Origin of the sequence: Micromonospora qiuiae, from assembly GCF_016863555.1 — a bacterium.
Classification (GTDB): domain Bacteria; phylum Actinomycetota; class Actinomycetes; order Mycobacteriales; family Micromonosporaceae; genus Micromonospora; species Micromonospora qiuiae.
In genome coordinates, this window is sequence record NZ_BOPC01000015.1 from 18285 (window position 1) to 44493 (window position 26209).

At 71.6% G+C, this 26209-nt stretch carries 20 protein-coding genes; 10 read left to right on the forward strand and 10 right to left on the reverse strand.

What is annotated here, in order from left to right; all coding sequences use genetic code 11:
- Nucleotides 1–94 precede the first annotated feature (94 nt).
- Nucleotides 95–1054: a 2,3,4,5-tetrahydropyridine-2,6-dicarboxylate N-succinyltransferase gene (gene dapD, locus Vqi01_RS06080; RefSeq protein ID WP_204033551.1), complete on the forward strand. Its 960-nt coding sequence runs from the start codon at nucleotides 95–97 to the stop codon at nucleotides 1052–1054.
- A 68-nt stretch (nucleotides 1055–1122) separates the two neighbouring features.
- Here the strand turns inward: dapD and Vqi01_RS06085 are convergent, their stop codons facing one another.
- Complete coding sequence (locus Vqi01_RS06085) at nucleotides 1123–4458, reverse strand: S8 family serine peptidase (RefSeq protein ID WP_204033552.1); 3336 nt, start codon at nucleotides 4456–4458, stop codon at nucleotides 1123–1125.
- A 387-nt stretch (nucleotides 4459–4845) separates the two neighbouring features.
- Between Vqi01_RS06085 and Vqi01_RS06090 the strand changes: the two genes are divergently transcribed.
- A complete protein-coding gene (locus Vqi01_RS06090) occupies nucleotides 4846–7461 on the forward strand; it encodes a hypothetical protein (protein WP_204033553.1) in 2616 nt (871 codons plus the stop codon).
- Here Vqi01_RS06090 and Vqi01_RS06095 read toward each other — a convergent pair.
- From Vqi01_RS06095 to Vqi01_RS06105, 3 genes are read right to left on the reverse strand one after another with little or no spacing between them, the layout of a single operon-like run.
- Nucleotides 7438–8085, reverse strand: coding sequence for a nucleoside/nucleotide kinase family protein (locus Vqi01_RS06095; protein ID WP_204033555.1), 648 nt, complete (start codon nucleotides 8083–8085; stop codon nucleotides 7438–7440). The genes Vqi01_RS06090 and Vqi01_RS06095 overlap by 24 nt on opposite strands.
- On the reverse strand, nucleotides 8085–8732 hold the full coding sequence (locus Vqi01_RS06100; RefSeq protein WP_204033556.1) for an SIMPL domain-containing protein: 648 nt from the start codon (nucleotides 8730–8732) through the stop codon (nucleotides 8085–8087). The genes Vqi01_RS06095 and Vqi01_RS06100 overlap by 1 nt, the downstream gene beginning before the upstream one ends.
- Before the next feature lie 50 nt (nucleotides 8733–8782).
- Nucleotides 8783–9799, reverse strand: a complete 1017-nt coding sequence (locus tag Vqi01_RS06105) for a prephenate dehydrogenase (RefSeq protein ID WP_204033557.1) — start codon at nucleotides 9797–9799, stop codon at nucleotides 8783–8785.
- Between the two features lie 436 nt (nucleotides 9800–10235).
- Between Vqi01_RS06105 and Vqi01_RS06110 the strand changes: the two genes are divergently transcribed.
- The gene (locus Vqi01_RS06110; protein WP_204033558.1) at nucleotides 10236–10907 is read left to right on the forward strand and encodes a hypothetical protein; all 672 of its coding nucleotides are present in this window, start codon (nucleotides 10236–10238) and stop codon (nucleotides 10905–10907) included.
- Here Vqi01_RS06110 and dapC read toward each other — a convergent pair.
- Nucleotides 10894–12003, reverse strand: coding sequence for a succinyldiaminopimelate transaminase (gene dapC, locus Vqi01_RS06115; RefSeq protein WP_275408730.1), 1110 nt, complete (start codon nucleotides 12001–12003; stop codon nucleotides 10894–10896). The two genes, Vqi01_RS06110 and dapC, sit on opposite strands and share 14 nt — an antisense overlap.
- A complete protein-coding gene (gene fdxA / locus Vqi01_RS06120; protein WP_088992046.1) occupies nucleotides 12000–12326 on the reverse strand; it encodes a ferredoxin in 327 nt (108 codons plus the stop codon). The genes dapC and fdxA overlap by 4 nt, the downstream gene beginning before the upstream one ends.
- A 79-nt stretch (nucleotides 12327–12405) precedes the next feature.
- Between fdxA and Vqi01_RS06125 the strand changes: the two genes are divergently transcribed.
- On the forward strand, nucleotides 12406–13398 hold the full coding sequence (locus Vqi01_RS06125) for a GNAT family N-acetyltransferase (RefSeq protein ID WP_204033559.1): 993 nt from the start codon (nucleotides 12406–12408) through the stop codon (nucleotides 13396–13398).
- A gap of 572 nt (nucleotides 13399–13970) precedes the next feature.
- On the opposite strand, the gene Vqi01_RS06130 is transcribed toward Vqi01_RS06125, so the two are convergent.
- The 4 genes from Vqi01_RS06130 to mshB all read right to left on the reverse strand — a co-directional run bounded on the left by Vqi01_RS06130 (nucleotide 13971) and on the right by mshB (nucleotide 16666).
- Nucleotides 13971–14258 (reverse strand): transposase, encoded by a 288-nt coding sequence (locus tag Vqi01_RS06130; protein WP_204033561.1) that lies wholly within the window; start codon nucleotides 14256–14258, stop codon nucleotides 13971–13973.
- 483 nt (nucleotides 14259–14741) lie between these two features.
- Nucleotides 14742–15206, reverse strand: a complete 465-nt coding sequence (locus tag Vqi01_RS06135) for a hypothetical protein (RefSeq protein ID WP_204033562.1) — start codon at nucleotides 15204–15206, stop codon at nucleotides 14742–14744.
- A 78-nt stretch (nucleotides 15207–15284) separates the two neighbouring features.
- Nucleotides 15285–15725: a hypothetical protein gene (locus Vqi01_RS06140; RefSeq protein ID WP_204033638.1), complete on the reverse strand. Its 441-nt coding sequence runs from the start codon at nucleotides 15723–15725 to the stop codon at nucleotides 15285–15287.
- A gap of 14 nt (nucleotides 15726–15739) precedes the next feature.
- A complete protein-coding gene (gene mshB, locus Vqi01_RS06145; protein ID WP_204033563.1) occupies nucleotides 15740–16666 on the reverse strand; it encodes an N-acetyl-1-D-myo-inositol-2-amino-2-deoxy-alpha-D-glucopyranoside deacetylase in 927 nt (308 codons plus the stop codon).
- A gap of 86 nt (nucleotides 16667–16752) precedes the next feature.
- On the opposite strand from mshB, the gene Vqi01_RS06150 reads away from it, so the two are divergent.
- The 6 genes from Vqi01_RS06150 (at nucleotide 16753) to Vqi01_RS06175 (ending at nucleotide 26054) form a co-directional block, all read left to right on the forward strand.
- Nucleotides 16753–18897: a S9 family peptidase gene (locus Vqi01_RS06150; RefSeq protein ID WP_204033564.1), complete on the forward strand. Its 2145-nt coding sequence runs from the start codon at nucleotides 16753–16755 to the stop codon at nucleotides 18895–18897.
- A gap of 173 nt (nucleotides 18898–19070) precedes the next feature.
- The gene (locus Vqi01_RS06155) at nucleotides 19071–20507 is read left to right on the forward strand and encodes a TldD/PmbA family protein (protein ID WP_204033565.1); all 1437 of its coding nucleotides are present in this window, start codon (nucleotides 19071–19073) and stop codon (nucleotides 20505–20507) included.
- Nucleotides 20504–21928: a TldD/PmbA family protein gene (locus Vqi01_RS06160; protein ID WP_239098216.1), complete on the forward strand. Its 1425-nt coding sequence runs from the start codon at nucleotides 20504–20506 to the stop codon at nucleotides 21926–21928. Before Vqi01_RS06155 ends, Vqi01_RS06160 begins: the two co-directional genes overlap by 4 nt.
- Nucleotides 21929–22185: 257 nt before the next feature.
- Complete coding sequence (gene sdhC, locus Vqi01_RS06165; RefSeq protein ID WP_204033566.1) at nucleotides 22186–22992, forward strand: succinate dehydrogenase subunit SdhC; 807 nt, start codon at nucleotides 22186–22188, stop codon at nucleotides 22990–22992.
- Nucleotides 22993–23004: 12 nt separating this feature from the next.
- Nucleotides 23005–24987, forward strand: coding sequence for a fumarate reductase/succinate dehydrogenase flavoprotein subunit (locus Vqi01_RS06170; protein ID WP_239098217.1), 1983 nt, complete (start codon nucleotides 23005–23007; stop codon nucleotides 24985–24987).
- Nucleotides 24987–26054 (forward strand): succinate dehydrogenase/fumarate reductase iron-sulfur subunit, encoded by a 1068-nt coding sequence (locus Vqi01_RS06175; protein ID WP_204033567.1) that lies wholly within the window; start codon nucleotides 24987–24989, stop codon nucleotides 26052–26054. The genes Vqi01_RS06170 and Vqi01_RS06175 overlap by 1 nt, the downstream gene beginning before the upstream one ends.
- The last annotated feature ends 155 nt before the right edge of the window (nucleotides 26055–26209 follow it).

A 26209-nucleotide genomic window follows, 5' to 3' on the forward strand; every position in this document is an offset into this window, starting at 1 on the left:
CCGCGAGCCCTTCGTCGGAGCGCAAGGAGTGAACTCGCGAACCGCGCAGCCGCGAGCAGCAGCCAGCTGCAGCATGGGAACGAGAGGTGAGAAAGTGACGTCCACACAATCCGCGTGGGGCATCGGCCTGGCCACCGTCACCGCCGACGACCAGGTGCTCGACACCTGGTACCCGACCGGCAAGCTGGGCCTGGGCGAGCTGCCGCTGGTCCCCGGCGAGGACGAGGCCGACGTACTGGATCTGCCTCCGGGAGCCATCGGCGAGCGGCCCCTGCCGGGTCTGCGTACCGTCCAGGTGGTCACCGTGATCGGCGCGCTGGACGACCCGATCAAGGACGCCGCCGACGCGTACCTGCGGCTGCACCTGCTCTCTCACCGCCTGGTGCGGCCCAACGAGCTCAACCTCGACGGCATCTTCGGCAAGCTGGCGAACGTGGCCTGGACCTCCGCCGGCCCGTGCCCACCGGAGCGGGTGGACGAGCTGCGCGTGATCGAGCGGGCCGCCGGCCGCCACCTGGCCGTGTACGGGGTGGACAAGTTCCCCCGGATGACCGACTACGTGGTGCCCGCCGGGGTCCGGATCGCCGACGCCGACCGGGTCCGCCTCGGCGCGCACCTGGCCGCCGGCACCACCGTCATGCACGAGGGATTCGTCAACTTCAACGCCGGCACGCTGGGCACCTCGATGGTCGAGGGCCGGATCGTGCAGGGCGTGGTGGTCGGCGACGGCTCGGACATCGGCGGCGGCGCCTCGATCATGGGCACTCTCTCCGGTGGCGGCACCGAGAAGGTACGCATCGGCGAGCGCAGCCTGATCGGGGCGAACGCCGGTGTCGGCATCTCGCTCGGTGACGACTGCGTGGTCGAGGCGGGCTGCTACGTCACCGCCGCCTCGAAGATCACCCTGCCGGACGGCCGGGTGGTCAAGGCCCGCGAGCTGTCCGGCGCCGACGGGCTGCTGTTCTGGCGCAACTCGGTCACCGGCGCGCTGGAGGCCCGGCCCCGCACCGGCCGGGGCATCGAACTCAACGCCGCCCTGCACGCCAACGACTGAGATGTATGTAAGGAAGGGCCCCTTCCTAACGCCTCGCGTATAGGAAGGGGCCCCTTTTAACAACCGGCTCAGCGCAGGCGGTACGCCTGGATGATCCGCTGAGTCACCGTGTTGCCGGCAGTGTCCGTGGCGCTCGCCCGCAGCGACACGTGCCCGGCTGCCCGCGGATGCTGCACGGTGGCCTGCCAGCCGTTACCGCTCTTCTGCACCCGGGCCCGCTGCCACTTCCGGCCACCGTCGTACGAGACCTCCACGGTCAGCGACGCGGTCCTCGCCGCCGGGGCGCCAGGCTGGCGCTCCACCGTCACCGGGATGACGAAGGACCGGCCGGCCGACGCCGAATGCTGTGCGTCCAGCTTCGGCGTGAACCTGATCGCCGAGGCGGGCAGTGGGACGAACTCGTCGCCCCGGACGTGCCGGGAGCGGAACGTCCAGGTAGCGGCGACCTCCGTGCTGAGGTCGGTGAAGCTGCGCTTCGCCGACGTCTCCAGCCGATAGCTGGCCGCCCCCGGGGGCACCTCGAAATCTCCGCCGCCCTGGTACGGAAGCTCGTCGACCAGCTTGCCGTTGCGGTACAGGGCGGTGCGCGCGGTGTCCGTGATCGACCCGCCGGCGTGCCCCTCGGCGTCGCTGTGCAGCGGCAGGTCGACCACGATCAGGTCACCCTGTCGGGTGAGGCCCTGACCGGGCCACTGCCGGGCGGGGAAGGAGGGCCCGTAGGGCGCGCCGTTCCAGGTGTCCCGGTAATGGCGGCCGGGCCGGTATCCCGTCGGCTCCGACATCAGCACGGCCACCGTGTCGAGCCACGGCTCCTCGGTGGGCGTACCGATCCACAGATCGGTGGCGTAGCGCATCTCCCCGGTGTTGTAGTACTCGACCCGCTGCCCTGGCAACGCGACGTGCAGCACGGCCGCCCAGGCGCCCAGGTCGGGTTCGAAGACCGGGTAGGCCGTCCGCTCCGCGAGCGTGCCCGGGGGGCCGGCGCGGAACGTCTGCGTGACGGTGGCCAGGTCGCGGCTGCGGTAGTGCTTCGTCAGCCCGTTGGGCATCCGGCCCTGGACGCGCTCGGCCAGGGCATAGAAGTACGGGCTGTTGGCCACGTCCCGATCGGCGTACTGGGTGTTCAGGATGACGGTGAAGTGATCCGCCAGCGCCGACCGAACCCGCTGACCGACGAGGACGCTGTCGAAGTCGGAGCCGACCGCACCGAAACTGGCGCTACCGCCGTCGTCGATCATGAATACCGCGTCGACGGCGATCATCGCCGGTTTCGCCGACCGGTCCGGCACCGTCATCCGCACCGGCCCCGCCTTGCGCGCGTCGATCGTGATCTCGTCGTCCTCCGTCACCACCAACTCCGGTTGGACGATCAGCGACCAGGCTTCCTCGTCGTCCGCCTCGGCCACGTAGCTGGCCAGCCCGTACCGCCCCTTGGGCACGCGCACCTCGGTGGTGCCCTCCGGGTCGTACGCCATGAAGTCGCTGAAGTCCGTCAGCCCGACCAGGAAGGTGGCGTAGTCGACCGGCACGGCGCCGGCCCGGTCCAGGTGGCGAATGGTCAGCGTGTAACTTTCCACCTCCTTGTGCACGGCCAGCGGGGTGTTCGCCACGGTGTCGCCCGCACGGGCGGCGATCCGGCCGGTGTAGTGGCCGTCCGGGGCATCGACGCTGGTGTCGGCGGTGACGGTGGCCGATGCCGTGCCGCCGGCCGGCACCACGACCCGCTCGGTGCTCAGCGCGAACATGCCCGCCGGTGCCGGCGTCCCGCCGGGGCCGCTGGCCTCGATCGTGAGGTCCACGGTGAGCGGTTCGGACCCCGTGTTGCGCCAGCTCAGCTCCCGGATGACCGGTTCGTCGTCGTCATGGGGCCAGAGCGTCCGGCCGAAGGAGATGCTCGCCGGCTCGCTGATCAGCGACTGGTTGATCGCCCGGGCCACGTCGACCCGGCCGGCCCCCTGCTGGTACGCGGTCAGCTCGGGGTGAGGCTGGGCCGAGGCCATCAGGGTGGCCTTCAGTTGGGCCGCCGTCGCGTCGCCGCGCTGCTGGGCGAGCAACGCCGCCGCTCCGGCGACGTGCGGCGCGGACATCGAGGTGCCGGAGAGCGTGACGTACTGCTCGCCGACCGGTTCGCCGAGCGACGTGCCCTGCCCTCGGGCGGCGACGATGCCCACGCCGGGGGCGGTGATCTCGGGCTTCAGCGCGTCGTCGCCGACCCGGGGACCCTGGCTGGAGAAGTCGGCCAGCTCGTCGTCGCGGTCCACCGCGCCGACGGCCAGCGCCGCGTCCGCGCTGGCCGGCGAGCCGACCGTGCCGGCCCTGCCGCTGTTGCCGGCCGAGATCACGAAGAGCGCCCCGGTCTGCTCGGTCAGCGTGTTGACCGCCTCCTCCAGCGGGTCGACCTGCGGCGTGTCGGCCCCGCCGAGACTGATGTTGATCACGTCGGCCTGCTGGTCGACAGCGGCCCACTGCATCCCGGCCAGGATGGCGGACTCGGTGCAGCCGTACTCCTCGCAGACCTTCCCGGAGAGCAGGGTCGCGTCCGGCGCCACGCCCCGGTAACGGCCGCCGGAGGCGGCACCGCTGCCGGCAATGATCGACGCGACGTGGGTGCCGTGCCCGACGATGTCGCCCGGGTCGGCCTCCTCGGTGAAGTTCCGCGCCTCGGCGACGCGCCCGGTCAGGTCCGGGTGCGCGGCGTCGACGCCGCTGTCCAGCACTGCCACCCGTACGCCCTGGCCGGTGAAACCGGCCTGGTAAGCGGCGGGGGCGCCGATCTGCGGCACACTGTGCTCCAGCGTCAGGTGTCGCCGGCCGTCGAGCCAGATCCGCCCGACACCCTGCGCCGCGTCGACCCGGGCGCCCGCACCGGCGACGGCGGCCCACACCTGACCCGCCTCCTGTTTGTCCGCCGTGGCCGCGACACCGCCGATGGCCGCCAGCTCGCGGGTGACCCGCACCCCGCCGGGCGGGCCGCTACGCCGGGCCGTGCCCGCCTCATAGGTCATGATCAACGGTAGGTTGTCGCGGCGGTCGTCGTCGTAACCGGCGGCGATCAGCCCGGTCACGTCGAACAGCCGCCGGTCGACCCGTCCGTCGCGAATCAGCGGAAGGGCGTCCTGCGGCAGCACCCAGAGGTGGCCCCGCTCCCGCCGGGTCAGGAAGTGGATGTCGGAGCGGCCTTCGGCCGGCCGGATGCTCGCCGCTCCGGAGGCGTTGACGGTGACCCGGTCACCGGTGATCAGGGTGACGGTGGCCGGCTGGCCGCGTTCCGCCGGCCGCGCCTCGGTGAGCTGGGCAGATGACGGTGCGGCCGGTCGGTGCGGCGCGGCTGTGGCGGTGCCCGGTGCCCCGAGCAGCAGGCCCAGCGCGAGTCCGCCGGCGATCAGTTTGCTGTTCCGTAGCAACTGATCCTCCTTCCTGGAGCGTCTCGGTCGATGAGGAAGTCATCGACACCCATCAGATGTGCATACCGAGTATGTAGGCGAGAGTCAAGGAAACGAGAAGGGAACTCCACGCCACCCCGGCCGGCGGCATGATCGGACAGGTGACGTCCACGAGGGCGGCGGCCCGATCATCCTCGCTGGGGTCACCGTGGGTGAGAACACGGTCGTCGGAGCGGGCGCCGCGGCAACCCAGGACCTGCCGGACAACGTGGTAGCGGCGGGCAACCCGCACGCCCGGTACGCGAGATCAACTAAGCCTGCACCTGCACAAATACTGCTTCCGGGGGGTGGCGCTTCACGCCAAAGACGAGCACTCTGGGTAATGGAGTCGTCACCAGGAGGCTTGTCATGGGCGGCCGAATCCTCGAACTGCGCGTACACGGAGTGTCAAACACGCCGCCCGCCGAAGCCCTCGGACTGACACCCGGACCGGGCGGCGAAGCGCCCCAGCCACGGCTGGTCGCTGGCAGTCCGGTCACCGGCTTCTACCGCTCCCCCACGGCCTCGCCATCCGACCCGATCGCCGTCGAGGCGTACAGCTGGGGGCAGTTGACCTCCGGGGCCCGGACCGCACGGGACGTGGAGCGGGCCCTGTGGACGCTGCTGTTGCCGTTCACCCTGGCCAACGTGGCGTTGCACGCCCGCCCCGATATTCCGGCCGACCCGGCCGACGAGCGGTTGGCCAGCCGATCCGGGATCACGGCCTGGCTCATCCGGCTGTTCTGCCTGAGCCTGACCGGCACGCTGGTGCTGGCACTGACCGGGGTCGGGGTCGACCTGATCGGCTGGCAGTGCGTGGACGAGACCTGCCTGAGCCGCGTCCCCGGGCCGTGGGAGTTCCTCGCCGACGCCTGGTGGCAGCAGGGTGGTCGGACGCTCGCCGTCGGTCTGGCCGCGCCGCTCGCCCTGATCGCGGTGCTCGGCCTGGTCGCCTGGCGGACCTATCAGTACGAGGCGGTGATGCCCGCCGACCCGTCGAACGCCTCGGTACGTCAGCCGTTCGCACCGGTCGACGCCGACCGGCCCGTCGGCCAGCCGGATCAGGAGCAGCCACCAGCACCGAAGCCGCCCGCCGGACCGCTCGCCAACCCCCTCGAAGATCCCACGTTCTGGTGGGGTGAGGGGCAACTGCGGCGTGCCGCCGTGCTGCACCTGTGCACCGGCACGGCGGTGGCGGCGGCGGTGCCGTTGGGCACCGTACTGGTGCTGGATCCGCCGCACGATGCGCGCGCGCCGGTCGCCTGGACCAGTGCCGCGACGCTCCTCGCGGTACTGGTGATCACGCTGGTCGCGCTCGGCCGCCCCTTCCTCACCCGGCGCCACGGGGCCACCCCGCTCGGGCCGTGGAGTATCACGGTCATCGTGCTCACCGGGGTCGGGCTGGCCGGCACCCTGCTGCTGCTGATGCTGCCCGACGGTCCCGCCGGCGCCCCACTGGCGGCGTTGCGGCCACCATCGGGGTGCGGCGGGCAGCCATCCCTGCCCGGCTGCCTGGAGGATCGCTCGCTGCCGGGCTTCGACCGGATCCTCGCCTGGCTGGTCACCGGCCAACTGCTGCTGCTCATCGCCATCGGCGCGACCGCCCGCTCCGGGCGCCGCGGCAGCGTGGCACCCGCGATCGCCACGGTGCTGATCGTCCTCGGTGCCGCCTGGTGCCACGGCTGGCTGCCCGCCGCGCCGCCGGCACCGCTTGAGGTGTGGCAGCTCGCCGTACCGTTGCTGGCCCTCGCCACGACCGGCCTGCTGCTGCCGCGGGCCCGGCCCACCGCCGGGGAGCAGCCAGCGCTCGGGCCCCACACCGGCCTGGCCTGGCGCGGTCAGGCCCCCGCCGTGATCGCCGGGTTCGGTTGGCTTCTCTGTCTCGCCTACTGCGCGGGGGCGTTCTACTGGATCACGGACCGGCTGAACAGCGGCGGTGCCGTCGTGGTCGTACCGCCCACGCCGGTGTCCTGGGCAGCGCTCTGCTTCGGCGGCGCGCTGCTGCTGCTCACCCTGGTCGCGCTCCGCGGTTTCGTGCTCTTCCACCAGTTGCGGCACGAGGAGTACGCCGAACTGAAGACCGGCGGATCGCTCACCGCACACGACCTGCGCCGAGGGCGGGACGTCAGCAACCACCGGGCTCTACACCGGCTGGTGGGCGAACACGCGATCCGCCTGATCGGCTGGTACGCCACCGCGATGGCCGTGCTCGCCGCCCTGGCCTGTGTCGCCGTCCTCTCCCCCGCCTGCCCCTACCCGATGTCGGAGACCGGCGCCGCCACCCTGATCAGGCTGGTGACCGACGTGGGTGACGCGCTGCTCGGCTGGCTGCCGGTGGCGATCGCCGCCCTCGGCCTGCTCGTCTTCCGCAACAACACGGTGCGGCGATCGGTCGGGGTGGTCTGGGACGTGGGAACGTTCTGGCCGCGCGCCGCGCACCCGCTCGCCCCACCGAGCTACGCCGAGCGGGCGGTGCCCGAACTGCTCACCCGCACCGCCGGCCTGCTCGCGCTGACCGAGCACGACCCACGTCGAATGGACGGCATCATCCTGTCCGGTCACAGCCAGGGCACGGTGATCTGCACCGCGGTCATCCTGCAACTGCCCGACCGCTGGCGGCGGCGGATCTGGTTCTTCTCCTACGGCTGCCAGCTGACCCGGCTCTACGGCCGGATCTTCCCCGCGTACTTCGGGCCGGACCGGCTGCCGGCACTGACCCGCGCGTTGAGCCGGCCCTCCGGCGAGACCGGGTGGACGAACTTCTGGCGCGACACCGACCCGCTCGGCTGGCCGGTCACCGCGGGGGAACGCGATGTGGCCGTGACCGACCCCGAGGCGCTGCACCCCAGCGACGGCGAGGTCGCCGATCCACCGATCCGCAGCCACGGCGGCTATCCGGAGGCCGCCGAGTTCCAGCGGGAACGGTCCCGGGTCGCCTGGATGCTCCGGCGTACGGTGCCGTCACCCAGGCGGGGGCTCGGCTAGGCGTACCACCAGGTCGGCCCGGTCTGCGGTGTCGGCGACCAGCGCCGCGTTGACCTCGTCGCTGCCCAGAACCCAGGCTTGCGCCTCGGCCGGCGGCCGCCCATGGGCCACGTGCCGGGCGACCAGCCGGCGCCGCCGCAGCTCCGCGTCGATGTCCAGGAACCACGCCTCGTGCAGCAGCGAGCGCACCTCGCCCCAGGGCGAGTCCCGCATCAGCAGGTAGTTGCCCTCGGTCACCACCAGCCGGACCTCCGGCGGCACCTCGATCGCCCCGGCGATCGGCTCCTCCAGGTCCCGGCGGAACTCCGGCGCCCAGACCGAGGTCGGCTCCTTGCGCCGCAGGCGCCGCAGCAGCCAGACGTACCCGTTGGCGTCGAAGGTGTCGCTGGCACCCTTACGCGCGGACCTGCCCAGCCGGCGCAGCTCGGTCTGGGCGAGGTGGAAACCGTCCATCGGCACCAGCCGGGCGGCCGGGCCGACCGCCGCCACCACCTGCTCGGCCAGGGTGGACTTGCCCGCGCCGGGGGCACCGGCGATGCCGAGCAACTGCCGGGAGCCGGCGTCGGCGAGCGCTCGGGCCCGCTCCACCAGCTCCTCGACCGGCAGCACCCGGGCGGCGGGCATCAGGACAGGACCGGACGGCTGATCGCGAACCGGGCGCGTACGGCCGCGTGCACGCCCTGAGGTTGCGGGTCGAGTTCCAGCTCCGGCGCTCCACCGGCCGCGCCGCCACCGGCGTCGAACGCCATCCGCGCCATCATCGGCTGCGCCGTGCCGCCCTCGTCGGCCAGCTCGATCAGGTCGGTGACCTGTGCATCGAGCGCCGCAGCATACTCCCGGGCCCGTCGCAGCGCGTCGGCGAGCGCGGCCTGCCGAGCCTGGCGGTAGGTCGGACTGTCCGGCCGCAGCGACCACCACGGCCCGGCCACCTCGACCTGGTCCTGGTCGGCCAGGCGCAGCATCAGCTCGCCGAGCGCGGTGAAGTCGCTGACCGTCACCGTGGTGACCACCGAACCGTGCCAGGCCACCACCCGTTCGCCGGAACGCCGTGTCTCGGGTCGCACCCGCAGATCGCCGGTCTCCCGGCGGTCGATCGCCGGCTCCGCGGCGTCGAGCAGCACCCGGACCGCAGCGGCCCGCTCGGCCAGCCGGGTCAGCGCGACCTCCCGGTCGCGGTCGCGGGCCAGCACGGTCACCGTGAACCGGGCGATCTCCGGATCGATCTCGCGGTACGCCTCACCGCGCACCGACACCACCGGTCCGTCCACCATGCCCTCACCCTATCGGCGTCCCCCGCATCACGCCCATCGGCGTCCCACGATCAGGTGGGGTGAGGGAGGTGAGCGCTGTAGGAGACGGTGGTGGGGGTGGTTCGGCAGGCGGTCAGGTGGCCGCCGCTGGCGCCGACCTCGCAGAGCCAGGTCATCTCGTCGGCCGGCGCACCGTCCGTGCGGAACGATCGGGTCTGCTCGTCGTACAGCCGTGCTGCGAGGGCCCGGCGAGTGGTGCCGGCCTCGGCGTACCGGGCGCGCAGGGTGGCCCCGTCTCCGGCCCGTAGCGCGGCGGCCAGCTCGTCGAGGTACGCGGTGACCTCGGCCAGCGCGGCCAGCACCTGCTCGCGGTTGCCGGTCAGCATGTTCGCCGTCCGCTGCGGCGGAGTGCCGGCGACCCGGGTCCCGTCGCGGAAGCTGCCGGCGGCCAGCGCGCGGACCGCGTCGCGCAGCGGTGACCGCTCGGCCGCACCGGCCAGCGCCCCGGCGAGCAGGTGCGGCACGTGCGAGGCGAGAGCGACCACGGCATCGTGCCGATCCGCCGCCATCGGCACCACCCGGGCCGCGAAGACCTCGGTGATCACAACAGCGAGCCGGCGGAACGCGGCCAACCCGTCCGGCGCGGGGCAGAGCACCCACGCAGCGCCGTCGAACAGCTCGGGCAGCGCCGCGACCAGGCCGGCCCGGTCGGTGCCGGCCATCGGGTGACCGGGGACGAACCGGCGCGTGAGGCCCTGCGCCGCCGCGTACGCCGCCAACTCCGCCTTGGTGCTGCCGACATCGGTGAGCAGGCACTGGGCACCGGTCGCCGCAGCCACCTCGACCAACGTCGCCGGCAGGGTGGGCAGCGGCCCGCCGAGGAAGACCAGATCCCGCCCGGCCACCGCGTCGATCAGCCGCTCCGCCATCGGTACGCCGGCCGACCGGGCCTGCCGCCGGGTCGCCTCGTCGGGGTCCCAGCCGATCACGTCCGCCCCGGCGGCGTGCAGCCGCAGCAGGATCGACCCGCCGATCAGGCCGGTGCCGACCACCGCCGCCCGCAACGGCGCATCGGGCCCATCCACCATTGGCACCCCTCGGCGTCACTGCTCGGGTACGGGACCGGCCGGCCCCGCGCGAAGCCCGCGCCGAGAATACCGTCCGGGCCCGCGGACACCCGATCCTGGCCGCTGCGTCGCGCCTTCTCCAAAATGACCGGTCCGGACCGGTCGGGGGTTGCCCGGCCAACCCCCACGTCGTACGGTCCCGTGCGCTGCCCGCCGTCGGGGGCGGGCCCTCGACGGGGAAGGACACAACAATGGCCGCGACATACCGGGCACTCGCCTCGGTGGTCATGTTGATCGGTTTCTACGTGGTCGCGCTGCTCCAACTCGTTGCCGTCGGCGCACTCTTCTACCTCATCGCCAGCAAGACCAACGGCCTGGCGGCGAGCAAACTGATGCTGCCGCTGATCGTCGCGCTCGGCGCGGTGGCCGTCGGGCTCTGGCGGCCTGGAACTTCTACATGGGCGCGTACGTGCAGTCTGGCTGGCAGGCCGGGCTCGCCCCGGACGACCTCTTCGGCGCGGTCCGTTTCGCCGGCCCGATGGAGCTGCTGCTGGACAACGCCGCCGTCCGCGCCGGCCGCGCCCGTTGGCAGCTGTCCTGGACCGGCCCTGCCCGGTTCATCGGCACCGACGGCGAGCCGTTGGACCTCGCCGAGATCGCCAAGCTCGCGGTCGACCCGCAGACCCTGGACGAGGCGCTGGCCCGGCTGGCCGAACTCGGCATCGACCCGGCCGTGTCGACCGTGGTGCAGAGCCGCGCCACCGCCGACAACGCCGGCGTGATCGGCGCCATCGGCAACGTGAAGATCGACGACGTGGAGCACGACCTGCTGATCCTCGACCGCGGTCTGATCCTGGTCGGCAACCCGGGCAAGGCCGGCGACGGCGAGAAGCGCCTCACCGCCCTGCTCGAGTCGGCACCGGTGGCGGACCTGGCCGCCAGCCACCGCTTCCTGCCCTATGAGGAGATGGTGTCGGTGAACGTGACGAGGGAAATCCCGCTGCGGGCCGAGCTAATGCTGCACGACGGCAAAATGATCGCCATGAAGGAGTTGTACGGCAGCGTCCTGCTGGAGAAGCGCAGCCGGGACAACCTCCTGGCGGTCTTCGAACGCATCAACGAGAACTGAGGCGGGCGGCGACGGCCGAGATCCGCTCGTCGGATTCGGTCAGCGCCGCCCGAACATGCTGGCGCGCACCGGGGCCGTAGAAGACGCCCGCGGCGACCAGGATGCCTCGCCGAGCCAGCCAGTCGACCGTGTCCCAGCAGTCCTCACCTCGGGTCAGCCAGAGATAGAGACCCGCCTCGGAGTGCTCCACCCTGAAACCGGCACCGGTGAACGCCGCGCGTAGCGTCTCCCGCCGCGTCCGGTAGCGCTCCCGCTGCTCGTCGGCGTGCCGCTCGTCGGTCAGCGCAGCCACCATGGCCGCCTGCACCGGCGTGGGCACGATCATCCCCGCGTGCTTGCGGACCTTGAGCAGTTCGGCCACCAACGCCGGGTCGCCGGCGACGAAACCGGCCCGGTAGCCGGCGAGGTTGGAGCGCTTGGAGAGCGAATGCACCGCGAGCACCGAGTCGTACGAGCCGCCGCAGACCTCCGGCGAGAGCACGGACACCGGCTCGGCGTCCCAGCCCAGCGGCAGGTAACACTCGTCGCTGGCGACCACCGCACCGCGCTCCCGGGCCCAGTCCACCACCTTGCGCAGATGGGTCGCGGGCAGCACCCGGCCGGTCGGGTTGCCCGGCGAGTTGACCCAGACGAGGCGTACCCGGGAGGTCGGGCCGACGGCGGTCAGCGAATCGGCGCGTACGGTGGTGGCACCGGCCAGCCGGACCCCGTCCTCGTACGTCGGATAGGCGATCGACGGCACCACCACGATGTCGCCCGGCCCGATCCCGAGCAGCGTGGGCAGCCAGGCCACCAGTTCCTTGGAGCCGATCGTCGGCAGCACCCCGAACCCGTCGACACCGGCCCCACAGGCCCGGGCCACCCAGGCGGCGATCGCGGCCCGCAACGCCGGGGTGCCAGCGGTCAGCGGGTAACCCGGTGCGTCGGACGCGTCGGCCAGGGCCCGCCGGATCACCTCCGGCACCGGATCGACCGGCGTGCCCATGGAGAGGTTGATCAGCCCGTCCGGATGCGCCGCGGCCAGCGCGGCCGCGGCGTCCAGGGCATCCCAGGTGAACTCGGGCAGGCGCGACGAGACCGGCGCGGGCCGGTTCAGTGGCCCTCGCCGCGCGGCGGCTGCGCGGCGACGAAGGTCGCGTCCTTCTCCACCTTGCCGATCTTCGAGGCACCACCGGGCGAGCCCAGGTCCTCGAAGAACTCGTAGTTGGCGGCGGTGTAGTCCTTCCACTGCTCGGGAACGTCGTCCTCGTAGAAGATCGCCTCGACGGGGCAGACGGGCTCACAGGCACCACAGTCGACGCACTCGTCGGGGTGGATGTAGAGCATCCGGTTGCCCTCGTAAATGCAGTCGACCGGGCACTCCTCGATGCATGCCTTGTCGAGTACATCCACGCACGGCTCGGCGATGATGTAGGTCACCGGTCTTCTCCTCCGCAAGACTCGCCGCGATCACACGCGACGCTAAGAGCCTAGTATCTCGCCGGGGAGGAGGTCGATCGTGCTCCGAGAGCGGGACGTGGGACACCGGGTCGTGGTCCGCCGTGTGGTGGGCCTACGCGCCGGTCGCCCGCTGTATTCCGATGCTCTCGGCGAGTTGGTCGAGCTGACCGAGACCCATCTCACACTGACCACCCGTCAGGGACGGCTGCGCGTACCGCTCGCCGAGGTGCACCGGGCGAAGCGGGTGCCCGCCGACCGGCGGCCGAGCGTCGCCGCCGTCACCGAGCTGGAACTCGCCGCCGACGAGGGGTGGCCGGCGCCCACCCGGGCCCGGCTCGGCGACTGGCTGCTGCGCGCCGCTGACGGCTGGACGGGTCGCGCCAACTCGGCCCTGCCCGTCGGCGACCCGGACCGGCCGCTGCCGTCCGCGCTCGACGCGGTCGAGCGCTGGTACGCCGATCGAGGCCAACCTGCCCTGGTCAACACGCCGCTGCCGCTGGCCGCGCCGGTCGGCGCCGAACTCGACCGGAGAGGCTGGGACAGCCGCCCCACGGTGCTGGTGCAGACCATGCCGCTGGCCGCCCTCATCGCGGCGTCGGGCGGGAGGCCCGATCTCGCGGCGACGCCGGGTGGGTGGCTGGTCGAGCTGGCTGCCGCACCATCGGACGACTGGCTCGCGGTGGCAGCCGGCAGCAAGGGCCGACCGCCGGCCGCCGCCCGGCACGTGCTCACCGCCGTTGACCAGGTCCGCTTCGCCCACGCGTACGACGGAGGCACGCTGGTCGCCGCCGGCCGGGGCACGGTCACCGGGCAGGGCCGCTGGCTGGGGCTGTGGCTGGTCGAGGTGCTCCCCGCCGCCCGCCGGCAGGGACTTGCCACCCGGCTGATCCGGGCGCTCGCCGAGTGGGCCGCCGAGATCGGGGCGACTGACGCGTTCCTCCAGGTGGAACAGCGCAACACGGCCGCCTGTGCGCTCTACCGCAGGTTGGGTTTCACCACCCACCACACCTACCTCACCCGCGTCGCCCCACCTCACTCACCCGGTCCTTGACCCGGCCGAGAAAATTCGTGCAGCTGATCAGGAGGTTAACGGCAGTTAGGGAGAGCGACTGGCAATAGGACGGTGGCCACCTTGGCCGCCCGCGCAGCCACCGGCCGGCCAGCCTGAGCCGCTCTCATCCGGCATCGTCACGCAGGATGCCGCACCTCGTGATCTGCGAACGAGATACCGCAACTCGCGGCCTCAGCGACCCCACACACCCCAACATGCCGCAACTCGCGCCGCTCAGAGGACGAGATACCCCGGCATGCCGCAACTCGCGCCCGCCCGATCGGCCCGAACACCCCGACATCCCGCATCCCGCCCCGCCACCACCCCAGGGACCGGCCTGGACCCCAACCCCGCCACCACCACCTACTGCCGGTCTCTCTTAGCTTGCGTTTTAACCTGTTTGGGGTCGGCGGAGACATGTCCGCCAGCCCCACCCTTACCTTCCTCCTCGCCGTGGCATGTCCTTTTTGCGGGTTTTCTTGCCGGCGGGGTGGGGTGGAGCCGGTACGGAGGTGCGACCTTGAGGCCGGCCTGGGCCGGGTCGGGTGGGTTTCGCCGCGCGGGCGGGAATGTCAACAGCACGGCGGATGCGGCGGAATCCTCGCCGGACCCGTAGCGGGCTGGGTGGTCGGTGTGGCGGTAGGGGTTTCTCCCAAGGGGTGGCGCAGGTCATCGATGTGTTGGCGGGCCAGGCGTAACTGTGCGTATGCGGCGATGATCAGCCATGTCCAACGGTCGGCTTGGGCGGGAGTACGCACCCGGGCGCGGGTCCAGCCCAGGACTTGCTTGAAGAACCGGAAGGTGTGCTCAAGATCGAAGCGGCGTAGATAGGCCCGCCAGAGCCGGTCCAGGTCGAACACGGTGCTCTCGGGTGCGGTCCACCACAACCACAGCGGCGTCGGTGCTCGACCACCGGGTAGGGCCCTGTCGAGCTGAATGCGTCAACGGATCGCGGTGACCGGTCGCCGGTGCAACGCTTCGAAACCCTGAACGATCCTCCGTACGAGACTTCGAAACCCTGATCGGCGGCGGTGGGATGCTTCGCGTCGCTGGGCCGACCTGCCGATCGGTCGACCATGCCTGCGATAGCGTATGCGGTTCAGCTCGACAGCGGCCGAACCCGACCCTACTGAGGTCTAGGCGGTACCCGTGACCGAGGTCTGGGCGAGCGACCGGCAATCGGGCGGATACCCACAGGGCCGGATACCCCGACATGCCGCAACCCGCGCCCGCCCTGGGCACCCCAACACCCCGACATGCCGCAACCCGCGCCGTCCACGCCCCAGGCACAGCAGCCACCACGCCCGGACCCACCACCCCGGGCCCACCTATTGCCGATCTCTCTAGCGGCGGACTATCCGGCGGGGTTTGGTGCCGGCGCGCTCGGCGTAGCGCTTGAGGGCCTGCGAGCGGTGGTCCCGGCCGAGCGTGGTGAGGAGCAGGTAGCCCAGGAACGTGCCGGCAGTGGCCGCGAGCAGGTAGAGCACGACCTGCCAGAAAAAGGTGGCGCTGCCGGAGGCGAACGGGCTCTGGCCGACCAGCAACGGCCCGATCAGCATGGTCAGCAGGAGCGCCACGCCGATCGCGCCGGCCACCTCGACGCCCCACTGGCTCACCGGGTGCCGCTGACCCCAGCTGAAGGCGACCCCACCCAGGATCAGCCCGATCACCACGAACATCCCGAGGGTCACCCGATCGGCGGCCATCTCGTCACCGTCGAAGGCGAACCGGATGATCAGCCGGGCGACCACGTTGACCGCGAACAGCGCGATCGCCAGCACCACGAGCGCGCGCCACCGCTGCCCCATCGCACACCTCCCGCCACATCCCCGCCCGGATGGCGAGGTCTCCTGGCAGGAATATGTACCACTCGTCGCATGGCCTCGTCAGTACCGGCCGGGACCCGGTGGCGGAGCCACGATGGACCGGAACGCCACCACCGCGAAGGTCATAGCGCCGGCCACCACCAGCGTGAGCCCGACCCAGTTGCCGACCAGCAGGACGTCCCCTTCGGCGGTCCGGTCGGCGGCGACCACCATGATCACCACCCACGGCAACGCCGGCAGCGCCACCGCCCAGCGGCGACCGACCGCCTCGACGGCGAACCAGCTCAGCGCGATGTTGGCGACCACGGCCACGAGCACCGCCACCCCGGTCAGATAACCGCCGATCCGCAGCGGGGCGAGCAGCAGCTCCAGGACCGCGGTCACCGCCGCGGCGACGACCGCGACCAGCCCGCCGGCCGTCCGCAACCCGAGGTCGACCCACCGCCGCAGCCGGGCCGGCCGGGGCGGCTGCTGGGCCTGCTCCTGCGGGGCGACCGGCATCGCGGCGGGCAGAGTCACCGCTGGCCGGCCGAGCTGACCGGGATGCGATTTGGCGTATCGGCGGAATCCAGCCCGGCGAAAAGATCCGACTCCCAGCCGTACGGCCCGCTGCCCGGCCCCTTCGTCCCCTTTGCGAGGGTGAAGTACTCCACCCCCATGAACTCGGCGCCGAAGTTGCCGGCGATCGAGTACAGCCAGGAGGTGGCGGGGATCTGGGTGGCGTGCGCACGCATCGCCGCCTCCTTCGCGGCGTGCTGCTCGGTGGCGTCGACGCGCGCCGCGATCTGCTCGTCCGGAGTGCAGAAGGGCAGCTCGGTGGCGTCGGAGATGCCGGCGAAGGGGTTGTCCGAGGACTCCTCGAAGTGCGACATGCCCGCCTCCAGGACGCTGCGCGGCATCGCCGTCCAGTAGACCTTCGCCGGGGCGATCCCCTCGGCCTCGGCCAGCTCGACGGCCCGCATCGTCACCCGGTGCGCCTGGATGTGATCGGGGTGGCCGTAGAAGCCGTTCTCGTCGTAGGTGATCACCACCTGCGGGCGTACCTCTCGGATGACCTCCAGCAGGAAGCCGGCGGCCTCGTCGAGGTCGGCCCGCCAGAACGCGCGGGGATGCCCGTTGGTGGGCAGCCCCATCATGCCGGAGTCGCGGTACCGACCGGCCCCGCCGAGGAAGCGGTGGTCGGTGACGCCCAGCTGCGCGCAGGCCGCGGCCAACTCGGCGATCCGGTACCCGCCGAGCTGATCCGCCTCGGTTGCGGCGAGCCCGGCCAACTCCGGCACGTGGATCTCGCCCTCCTCGCCCAGGGTGCAGGTGACCAGGGTGACGTGGGCACCGGCGGCGGCGTAGTGGGCCATGGTCGAGCCGGTGCCGATGGACTCGTCGTCGGGGTGCGCGTGGACCAGCAGCAGGCGGCGGTCAGGCAGCGTCGTCACGAAGGTCACTCTAACCGGCGGTTTGCGCCTGGCGGCCTCAACGCGTCCGCGCAGGTCGCTCACATTGGGCTCGACGCCCGCTTACGATCTGGCCTGTGGACTTTCCCGAGCTGGCCGCCCGCACCCGTCGGTTCAGCCACGGGGCGCCGCGCGCCGTCTCCGTGGCCGACGACGGCGCTCGGGTGGTCTTTCTGCGTTCCGCCGGACCGGAGGATCCGGCCGACGCACTCTGGCTGTTGGACGTCGCCACCGGCGAGGAGCAGCTGCTCGCCTGCCCGGCCACCCTGCTCGGCGCGGACGCCGACCCCGGCGTGCTCGGTCCCGGGGAACGGGCCCGCCGCGAGCGGCTGCGGCTGAACGCGTCCGGCATCGGCTCGTACGCCCTCGACGGCGCCGGCCGGGTGGCCGTGTTCGCGCTGGCCGGCCGGCTGTTCCGGGCCGACCTGGTGCACGGCGACGTGATCGAGGTGCCCGCCGCCGGGCCGGTGCTCGACCCCCGTCCCGATCCCACCGGTCAGCGACTGGCGTACGTGACGGACGACGCCGAAGGGGTACGCCGCGGCGAGCTGCGGGTGGTGGACGCCGACGGTACCGACACGATCCTGGCCGGCGAGGACTCCGGGGTCATCTGGGGGCTGGCCGAACACATCGCGGCGGAGGAGTTCGGCCGGCACCGCGGGTACTGGTGGGCGCCGGACGGGCGGTCGGTGCTGGCCGCCCGGGTCGACGAGTCCCGGCTGCCCCGCTGGCACCTGCACGACCCGGCGCAGCCGGCCAGCCCGCCGGTCAGCGTCGCGTACCCGGTGGCGGGTGGTCCGAACGCGGAGGTCAGCCTGCACCTGCTCGATCTCGACGGCGGCTGGGTCGACGTGCACTGGGACCGGGAAACCTACCCGTACCTGACCGCCGTGCACTGGGCCGAGGGCGCCCCGCTGATCACCGTGCTGCGCCGGTCGCAGCAGCACGGCCTCGTGCTGGCGGTCGATCCCCGCACCGGCGAGACCCAGGTGCACGCCGAACTGGCCGACCCGCGCTGGGTCGATCCGATTCCGGGTACGCCCGCCCACCTGCCCGACGGGCGGGTGCTGGTCGGCGGTGAACTGGCCCACGACGGGTACGACGCACGGTGCCTCTTCGCCGACGGCACCCTGCTCACCCCACCCTCGCTGTACGTGCGCCGGGTGGTCGGCCGGCTCTCCGCCAGCACCGGCCCGGCCGACCTGCTGGTCGAGGCCAGCGACGGCGAGCCGAGCGAGCAGCACCTGTACCGGGTACGCACCAGCATCGGCGGTGGCGTGGACGCCCGGCGGCTCACCACCGACGCCGGCTGGCACGTCGCCGCAGTCGGTGGGGACGTGCTGGTGGTCGGCAGCGCCTCACTCGACCACGCGGGCACCCGGTGGACGGTGTCCAAGGGCGACCGGGAGGTGGCCACCCTGCGGTCGCTGGCCGCCACCCCGGCGTACTCTCCGCTGCCGCTGCTGGAACGGGTGACCGACCGGCGGCTGCCCTCGGCGGTGCTCTACCCGGACAACCACGTGACCGGCCGGCGGCTGCCGGTGCTGCTGGACGTCTACGGCGGGCCGGGGCACCAGGAGGTGGTTTCCGCACGGTCGGCCTGGCTGGAACGGCAGTGGTGGGCCGACGCCGGCTTCGCCGTGGTGGTGATCGACAACCGGGGCACGCCGGGCGTCGCACCTTCGTACGAGAAGGCCATCCATCGGCGGGTGGCCGACGTGGTTCTGCTCGACCAGGTTGATGCGCTGCACGCGCTCGCCGACAAGCACCCGGACCTGGACCTCGGCCGGGTCGCCGCACGCGGCTGGTCGTTCGGCGGCTGGCTGGCCGGGCTCGCGGTGCTGCGCCACCCGGAGCTGTTCCGCTGCGGGATCGCCGGGGCGCCGGTCACCGACTGGGCGCTGTACGACACCGCGTACACCGAGCGTTATCTGGGTCTGCCGGCCGACGGCGAGGACATTTACGCGCACCACTCGCTGGTGGAACTGGCCGCCGAGCCGGTCACCGACCCGGCGCAGGCCCGGCCGCTGCTGCTGGTGCACGGCATGGTCGACGACAACGTGGTGGCGGCGCACACGCTGCGCCTGTCGGCGGCGTTGGTGGCCACCGGCCGGCCGCACTCGGTGCTGCCGCTGACCGGTGCCACCCACATGGCCGCCGACGGCCTCTCCGAACGCCTCCTCCGCCTGGAGTTGGACTTCCTCCGCACCCACCTTGCGTGAAAGCAAGGAGCAGCAGGTGGTCAAGCGGGGCGGGGCGTTGGAGCTGTGCTCACCGGTCCGCGCCACGATCTGGCCGGAGGATCTCGTCCTCTGACGAATGTCGGGCCGTTCGCTTAGGGTCGGGCCATGGTTGAGCGGCAGCGAGCGAAACCCGGGCAATATGGAGCGCCGGCGTGAGCGAGTTCGATGTGGCCGGCGCTGCGGTGCAGGCGGCGTTGGACGCGGGCGCGCGGTACGCCGATGCCCGGGTGATGCACCGGCGCTACGAGTCGATGTCGGCCCGCAACGGCGACGTCGAGGCACTCACCCAGGACGAGAGTCTCGGGCTGGGCGTACGCGCGCTGGTCGGATCCAGCTGGGGATTCCAGGCCGTACCCGAACTGTCCGAGCGGGCCGCCCGCGACGCCGGCCACCGGGCCGCCCGTATTGCCGCAGCCAGCGGTCTGGTCCCCGGCCCACCGGTCGACCTGATCGGCTCCACGCCGACCACGGGGAGCTGGTCCTCGGCCTGCGAGGTGGACCCACTCGGTGTCTCACTGTCCACCAAGGGCGACCTGCTGGTGGCCGCCACCGGCACGATGACCGAGCACGGCGCCGACCTCGCCGAGGGCCTCTACCAGATCTGGGACACCGCGAAGTGGTTCGTCTCCAGCGAGGGGCACCGCATTGACCAGCGCATCCGCGAGTGCGGCGCCGGCATCTCGGCCACCTCCATCGGCGACGGCGAGACGCAACGGCGATCCTGGCCCAGCCACCGCGGCCAGTACGGCACCACCGGCTGGGAGCTGGTCGACTCGCTCGACCTGACCGCCCACGCCGCGCGCATGGCCGAGGAGTCGCGGGCGCTGCTCACCGCGCCGCTCTGCCCCACCGGCGAGACCGATCTGATCCTCGGCGGCGAGCAGTTGGCGTTACAGATCCACGAGTCGGTCGGGCACGCCATCGAGCTGGACCGCATCCTCGGCTGGGAGGCGGCCTTCGCCGGCACCTCGTGGCTGGATCTCACGCAGCTCGGCTCGCTGCGCTACGGCTCCGACCTGATGAACATCACCATCGACCCGACCATCCCGGGCGCGTTGGGCAGCTTCGGCTACGACGACGAGGGTTCGCCCGCGGTCAAGCGCGACGCGGTCCGCGCCGGGCGGTGGGTGGGCGTGCTGGCCGGGCGGGACTCGGCCGCCGTCGCGGGCCTGGACTACGGCGGCAGCGTACGCGCCGACGGCTGGGCGCGGCTGCCGATGGTGCGGATGACCAACGTCGGCCTGGAGCCCGGCCCGCACACGCTGGAGGAGATCATCGCCGCCACCGACGAGGGGGTGCTGATGGACGTCAACCGCTCCTGGTCCATCGACGACAAACGGTTGAACTTCCAGTTCGGCTGCGAGATCGGGTGGGAGATCCGCAACGGCCGGCGGGGGCGGATGTTGCGTAACCCGACCTACACCGGCATCGGGCCGCTGTTCTGGCGCTCGATGGACATGCTCTCCGACGAGATCGTCTCCTGGGGCACTCCGAACTGCGGCAAGGGCCAGCCCGGCCAGGTCGGGCACACCGGGCACCCGGCCGCGCCGGCCCGGTTCCGCAACGTCCGCGTGGGGGTGCAGGCGTGACCGCCGCCGACGACGCCGAACTGGACGTCGCCGGTCAGGTGGTGGAGCTGGTCACTCGCTTGGCCGGGCCGGGTGCGCAGGCCGAGGTGCTGGTGACCCGGGCCGAGCTGGCGTTGACCCGGTTCGCCAACTCCGCGATCCACCAGAACGTCGCCGAGTCCGGAATGGAGATCCAGCTGCGCGTACACCTGGCCGGGCGTACCGCCGCGGGCAGCGCGCACGGTGCCGTTCCCGGCGGCCTACCCGCGCTGGTGGAGCGGGTCTTGGCGATGGTCCGGTTCGCCCCGACCGACCCGGCCTGGCCCGGTCTCACGCCGCCCGTGCCGGTGGCCGCCTCGCCGGAGTGGGACGCGGCCACCGGGTACGCCGGGCCGGACGAACGGGCCGCTCTGGTCCGGGCGTTCGTCGACGCGGCCGGCGGGCTGGAGACCGCGGGGTACTGCCGCACGGCGCTGCACGCGACCGGCTTCGCGAACTCGGCCGGGCACGCGGCCCAGGGGTACGCGGCCGAGGCGGCGATGGACGGGATAGCCCGGATCGGTGGTGCGGACGGCACGGCCCGGCACTGGGTCGACCGGCTGGCCGATCTCGACGGTGCCGAGTTGGGGCGCCGGGCCGCGACGAAGGCCCGGGCCGCGGCCGACCCGGTGGAGTTGCCGCCCGGGCGGTACCCGGTGGTCCTGGAGCCGGCCGCCGTGGCGGACCTGCTGGAGAACCTGGCCTGGTACGGCTTCAACGGCAAGCGGTACGCCGAGCGGCAGTCGTTCGCCGAGCCCGGCGTGGCCCAGCTCGATCAGGCGGTGACCCTGGTCGACGATCCGTTGGGCGCCTCCGGGTTGCCGTTCGATTTGGAGGGCACACCGGCCCGGGCGCTGACCCTGGTGGATGCGGGCACCACCACCGCCGTGGTGCACGACCGGCGCAGCGCCGCCGAGTCCGGTGCCGAGTCGACCGGTCACGCCTGGGCCGGCAGCGCCACCTTCGGCCCGATCCCGCGCAACCTGCGCCTCGTCCCGTCCGGCACGGCCGGCGCGGCCAGCACCAAGGGCGCAGGCAGCGCGAACGCAACCGGCGGCGGGGCTGGCGCGGTGACCGATGCGGACACCGCTGCCCTGGTTTCCCGGATGGGGCGCGGCCTGCTGGTCAGCGACCTCTGGTACACCCGAGTGCTCGAACCGAAACGCCTGGTGGTCACCGGTCTGACCCGCAACGGCGTCTGGTTGGTGGAGGACGGCCAGGTCACCCGGGCAGTACGCGACCTGCGGTTCACCGAGTCGTACCCGCGGGCGCTCGGGCCCGGCGCGGTGCTGGAGGTGGGCCGGCGTTCGGTCCGAGTGCCGGATCGCTGGGACGGTGCCTGGTGGGAGGCGCCGTCGCTGCGGCTGGCCTCCTGGAACTTCACCGGCGGCGCGTCCGGCTGACCGCTTGTCGATCTTTTTCGTACGCTCACATCACGATATTGACCGTGGGGTTTCCAAAGAGCGGGACACACGGGACACTGCCTTGCGCGGACGGCCCGCCTAGATCGGCGTAACGTGTGTCACTTAGCTGCTCCGGTACGCCCGGCGCGGTCGTTGGTGTGCGCGTGACCCGGCAAGCGGGCGGTGGTTCGCCGGTCCGCATGCCGGCCGGAAGTGTTCCGCCGCCCGTTGAGGGCCCCGTCAGGGAGACGACACGAATGACATCATCGGCAACGAACCCGCGAGGGGTGCGGGCACGCGCCGCCATCGCGGCGAAGACGTTGCGGACGGACCGTTGGTGGTTGGCGCCGCTGGCCACCGTCATCGGGCTCGGCGCGTGGATCACGTACGCGACGGTCCGGGTCTTCATGCACGACCACTACTGGGTCGAGAAGTACCACTACCTCACCCCGTTCTACTCGCCGTGCGTGACCGACCGTTGCATTCCGGAGGCCTCCCACTTCGGGCAGTACCTGCCCGGCTGGTGGATCATCCCGGACGCCGCGTTCACCCTGCCGTTCCTGCTGCTGTTCCGGCTGACCTGCTACTACTACCGCAAGGCGTACTACCGGTCGTTCTGGCTTTCGCCACCGGCCTGCGCGGTGCCCGACGGCCACGCCAGCTACGGCGGTGAGACCCGGTTCCCGCTGATCGTGCAGAACTCGCACCGCTACTTCTTCTACTTCGCGGTGGTCATCTCGCTGATCAACAGCTGGGACGTGGTCCTGGCCTTCCGCAGCCCCGACGGCTTCGGGTTCGGCCTGGGCAACCTGATCCTGCTCGGCAACGTGATCATGCTCTGGGGGTACACCATCTCCTGCCACTCCTGCCGGCACATCATCGGCGGGCGGCTGAAGCACTTCTCCAAACATCCGGTGCGCTACCGGGCCTGGGGCTTCGTCTCCTGGCTGAACGTCCGGCACATGCAGCTCGCCTGGATCACCCTCGGCACGCTGGCGCTGACCGACTTCTACGTCATGTCCGTCGCCGCCGGGTGGATCTCCGACCTGCGGTTCATCAACTAAGGGCCTTCTGACATGACGACCACTACCACTCGCATCGAGCGACACCACTACGACGTCGTCGTTATCGGGGCCGGCGGCGCCGGCCTGCGCGCGGCGATCGAGGCCCGGCTGGCCGGCAAGAAGACCGCCATCATCTCCAAGTCGCTGTTCGGCAAGGCGCACACGGTGATGGCCGAGGGTGGCGCCGCCGCGGCCATGGGGAACGTGAACAGCCGGGACAACTGGCAGGTGCACTTCCGCGACACCATGCGCGGCGGCAAGTTCCTCAACAACTTCCGGATGGCCGAGCTGCACGCCAAGGAGGCCCCGCAGCGGATCTGGGAGCTGGAGACGTACGGCGCGCTGTTCGACCGTACGAAGGACGGCAAGATCTCCCAGCGCAACTTCGGCGGCCACGAGTACCCCCGGCTGGCGCACGTCGGCGACCGGACCGGCCTGGAAATGATCCGCACCCTCCAGCAGAAGATCGTCTCGCTGCAGCAGGAGGACAGGCGCACGCACGGCTCGTACGACGCGCGGATCCGGGTCTTCGACGAGACCACCATCACCGAGCTGATGCTCGATGGTGACCGGATCGCCGGCGCTTTCGGCTACTACCGGGAATCCGGCGAATTCATCCTCTTCGAGGCACCCGCCGTGGTGCTCGCCACCGGCGGTGTCGGACGCTCCTACAAGGTCACCTCGAACTCGTGGGAGTACACCGGGGACGGTCACGCGCTGGCGCTGCGCGCCGGGGCGACCCTGATCAACATGGAGTTCCTCCAGTTCCACCCCACCGGCATGGTCTGGCCGCCCTCGGTCAAGGGCATCCTGGTCACCGAGTCGGTACGCGGCGACGGCGGCATCCTGAAGAACTCCGAGGGCAAGCGGTTCATGTTCGACTACGTCCCCGACGTCTTCCGCAAGCAGTACGCGGAGACCGAGGAGGAGGCGGACCGCTGGTACACCGACCCGGACAACAACCGGCGCCCGCCGGAGCTGCTGCCCCGCGACGAGGTCGCCCGTGCGATCAACAGCGAGGTCAAGGCGGGTCGGGGTACGCCGGCCGGCGGCGTCTACCTGGACATCGCCTCGCGCCTGCCGGCCGAGGAGATCCGCCGTCGCCTGCCGTCGATGCACCACCAGTTCAAGGGGTTGGCCGACGTCGACATCACGAAGGAGCCGATGGAGGTCGGCCCGACCTGCCACTACGTGATGGGTGGCATCGAGGTCGACCCGGACAGCGGCGCCGCGTACGGCTCGGTGCGTGGTCTGTTCGCCGCCGGTGAGGTCACCGGCGGCATGCACGGCTCCAACCGGCTCGGCGGCAACTCCCTGTCCGACCTGCTGGTCTTCGGCAAGCGGGCGGGGGGCCACGCGTCCACCTACGTCGACCAGCTCGCCGCCCGGCCCCGGGTCGCGGTGAGCATGGTGGAGACCGCCGTGGAGACGGCGCTGGCGCCGCTGCAGCGGGACACCGGCGAGAACCCGTACACCCTCCAGCAGGACCTCCAGGCGGTGATGGGGGATCTGGTCGGAATCATCCGGCGGGAAAACGAGCTGGAGGACGCTTTGGGCAGGCTCGCCGAGCTGCGCGAGCGGGTGGCGAAGGTCAGCGCGTCCGGCGGCCGGCGCTACAACCCGGGCTGGCACCTGGCGCTGGACCTGCGCAACATGCTGGTCGTCTCGGAGTGCACCGCCAAGGCGGCGCTGGAACGCCGCGAGTCGCGCGGCGGACACACCCGCGAGGACTACCCCACGATGGATCCGCAGTGGCGACGGATCAACCTGGTCTGCTCGCTGGAGGGCGACACCGTCCGGTTGGACCGCAAGCCGCTGCCGAAGATGCGCACCGAGTTGATCAGCCTGTTCGACCGCGCGGAGCTGGCCAAGTACCTCACCGACGAGGAGCTCGCCGAGTTCGACGCCCTCGCCGCCGCCGACGCCAAGGCCGCCGCTGCTGCCACCGCCGCCGATGCCGCCGGTGCCGGCGCCGCCGAGAAGGAGAATCGCTGATGGGTACGAAGCGCCAGTTCCGGATCTGGCGAGGCGACGCCGACGGTGGCGACCTGCAGGACTACACGGTCGAGGTGAACGAGGGCGAGGTCGTCCTCGACGTGATCCACCGGTTGCAGGCCACCGAGGCGCCCGACCTGGCCTGCCGGTGGAACTGCAAGGCGGGCAAGTGCGGCTCCTGCTCCATGGAGATCAACGGGTTGCCCAAGCTCGGCTGTATGACCCGGATGTCGACGTTCGAGGAGAACGAGACGATCACGGTGACCCCGCTGCGTACCTTCCCGGTCATCCGGGATCTGGTCACCGACGTGTCGTTCAACTACGAGAAGGCGCGGGAGACCCCGGCCTTCGCGCCGCCGGCCGACCTGGCCCCCGGGGACTACCGGATGCAGCAGGTCGACGTGGAACGCTCGCAGGAGTTCCGCAAGTGCATCGAGTGCTTCCTGTGCCAGACCGTCTGTCATGTGATCCGTGACCACGACGAGAACAAATCGGCCTTCGCCGGGCCGCGGTACTTCATCCGCGCCGCCGAGCTGGACATGCACCCGCTGGACACCAAAAGCGACCGCAAGGAGTACGCGCAGTCAGAACAGGGCTTGGGCTTCTGCAACATCACCAAGTGCTGCACCGAGGTTTGCCCCGAGCACATCAAGATCACCGACAACGGGATCATCCCCATGAAGGAACGGGTCGTCGACCGCAGGTACGATCCACTTGTGTGGCTCGGCAGCAAGATCTTCCGGAGGGGTCAGGTGCCTCAGACCTTCGTGACCAGCGAACACTCCCCAGGCGCCGTGCGCTCGCACGCTCCGAGTGGCGGTACCCACTCGCACGCGGGTGGCTCGCACGACGCCAAGTCGGAGACGCAGGCCCAGCAGGGTGTCAACTGGCACCGTGAGGTGCCGAAGCCGACCGCCCCCGCGGTGGACGCGAGCGGCCGGCTCCCCCTGACGGAGCTCACCTTCGACCGCGCCGCAGCCCCCTCCCCCTTCGGCGACGACGTCACCTTCCCCCTCCCTCCCGAACACCTGAACTTCGCCCACCCCCAACAGGACGAAAAGCACTAACCCCCTCCCTCTCCCTCTCCCCCTCTCTGCGTTGATCATGAGGTTAGCGGCGATGTTGATCTCTTAAACTGCCGCTAACCTCATGATCAACCGCCCGGTTGGGCGGGTGGGGGTGGGCTATCCACAGGGGTTGGGGTGGGGGTTATCCACAGGGG

Excerpts from the sequence above, each read along its gene's own strand:
- sdhC (WP_204033566.1), top strand. The coding sequence starts at position 22,186 with ATGACATCATCGGCAACGAACCCGCGAGGGGTGCGGGCACGCGCCGCC.
- Vqi01_RS06175 (WP_204033567.1), top strand. The coding sequence starts at position 24,987 with ATGGGTACGAAGCGCCAGTTCCGGATCTGGCGAGGCGACGCCGACGGT.
- Vqi01_RS06095 (WP_204033555.1), bottom strand. The coding sequence starts at position 8,085 with ATGCCCGCCGCCCGGGTGCTGCCGGTCGAGGAGCTGGTGGAGCGGGCC.
- Vqi01_RS06105 (WP_204033557.1), bottom strand. The coding sequence starts at position 9,799 with ATGGTGGATGGGCCCGATGCGCCGTTGCGGGCGGCGGTGGTCGGCACC.
- Vqi01_RS06100 (WP_204033556.1), bottom strand. The coding sequence starts at position 8,732 with ATGGTGGACGGACCGGTGGTGTCGGTGCGCGGTGAGGCGTACCGCGAG.
- Vqi01_RS06140 (WP_204033638.1), bottom strand. The coding sequence starts at position 15,725 with ATGCCGGTCGCCCCGCAGGAGCAGGCCCAGCAGCCGCCCCGGCCGGCC.
- Vqi01_RS06090 (WP_204033553.1), top strand. The coding sequence starts at position 4,846 with ATGGGCGGCCGAATCCTCGAACTGCGCGTACACGGAGTGTCAAACACG.
- Vqi01_RS06170 (WP_239098217.1), top strand. The coding sequence starts at position 23,005 with ATGACGACCACTACCACTCGCATCGAGCGACACCACTACGACGTCGTC.
- Vqi01_RS06110 (WP_204033558.1), top strand. The coding sequence starts at position 10,236 with ATGGGCGCGTACGTGCAGTCTGGCTGGCAGGCCGGGCTCGCCCCGGAC.
- Vqi01_RS06135 (WP_204033562.1), bottom strand. The coding sequence starts at position 15,206 with ATGGGGCAGCGGTGGCGCGCGCTCGTGGTGCTGGCGATCGCGCTGTTC.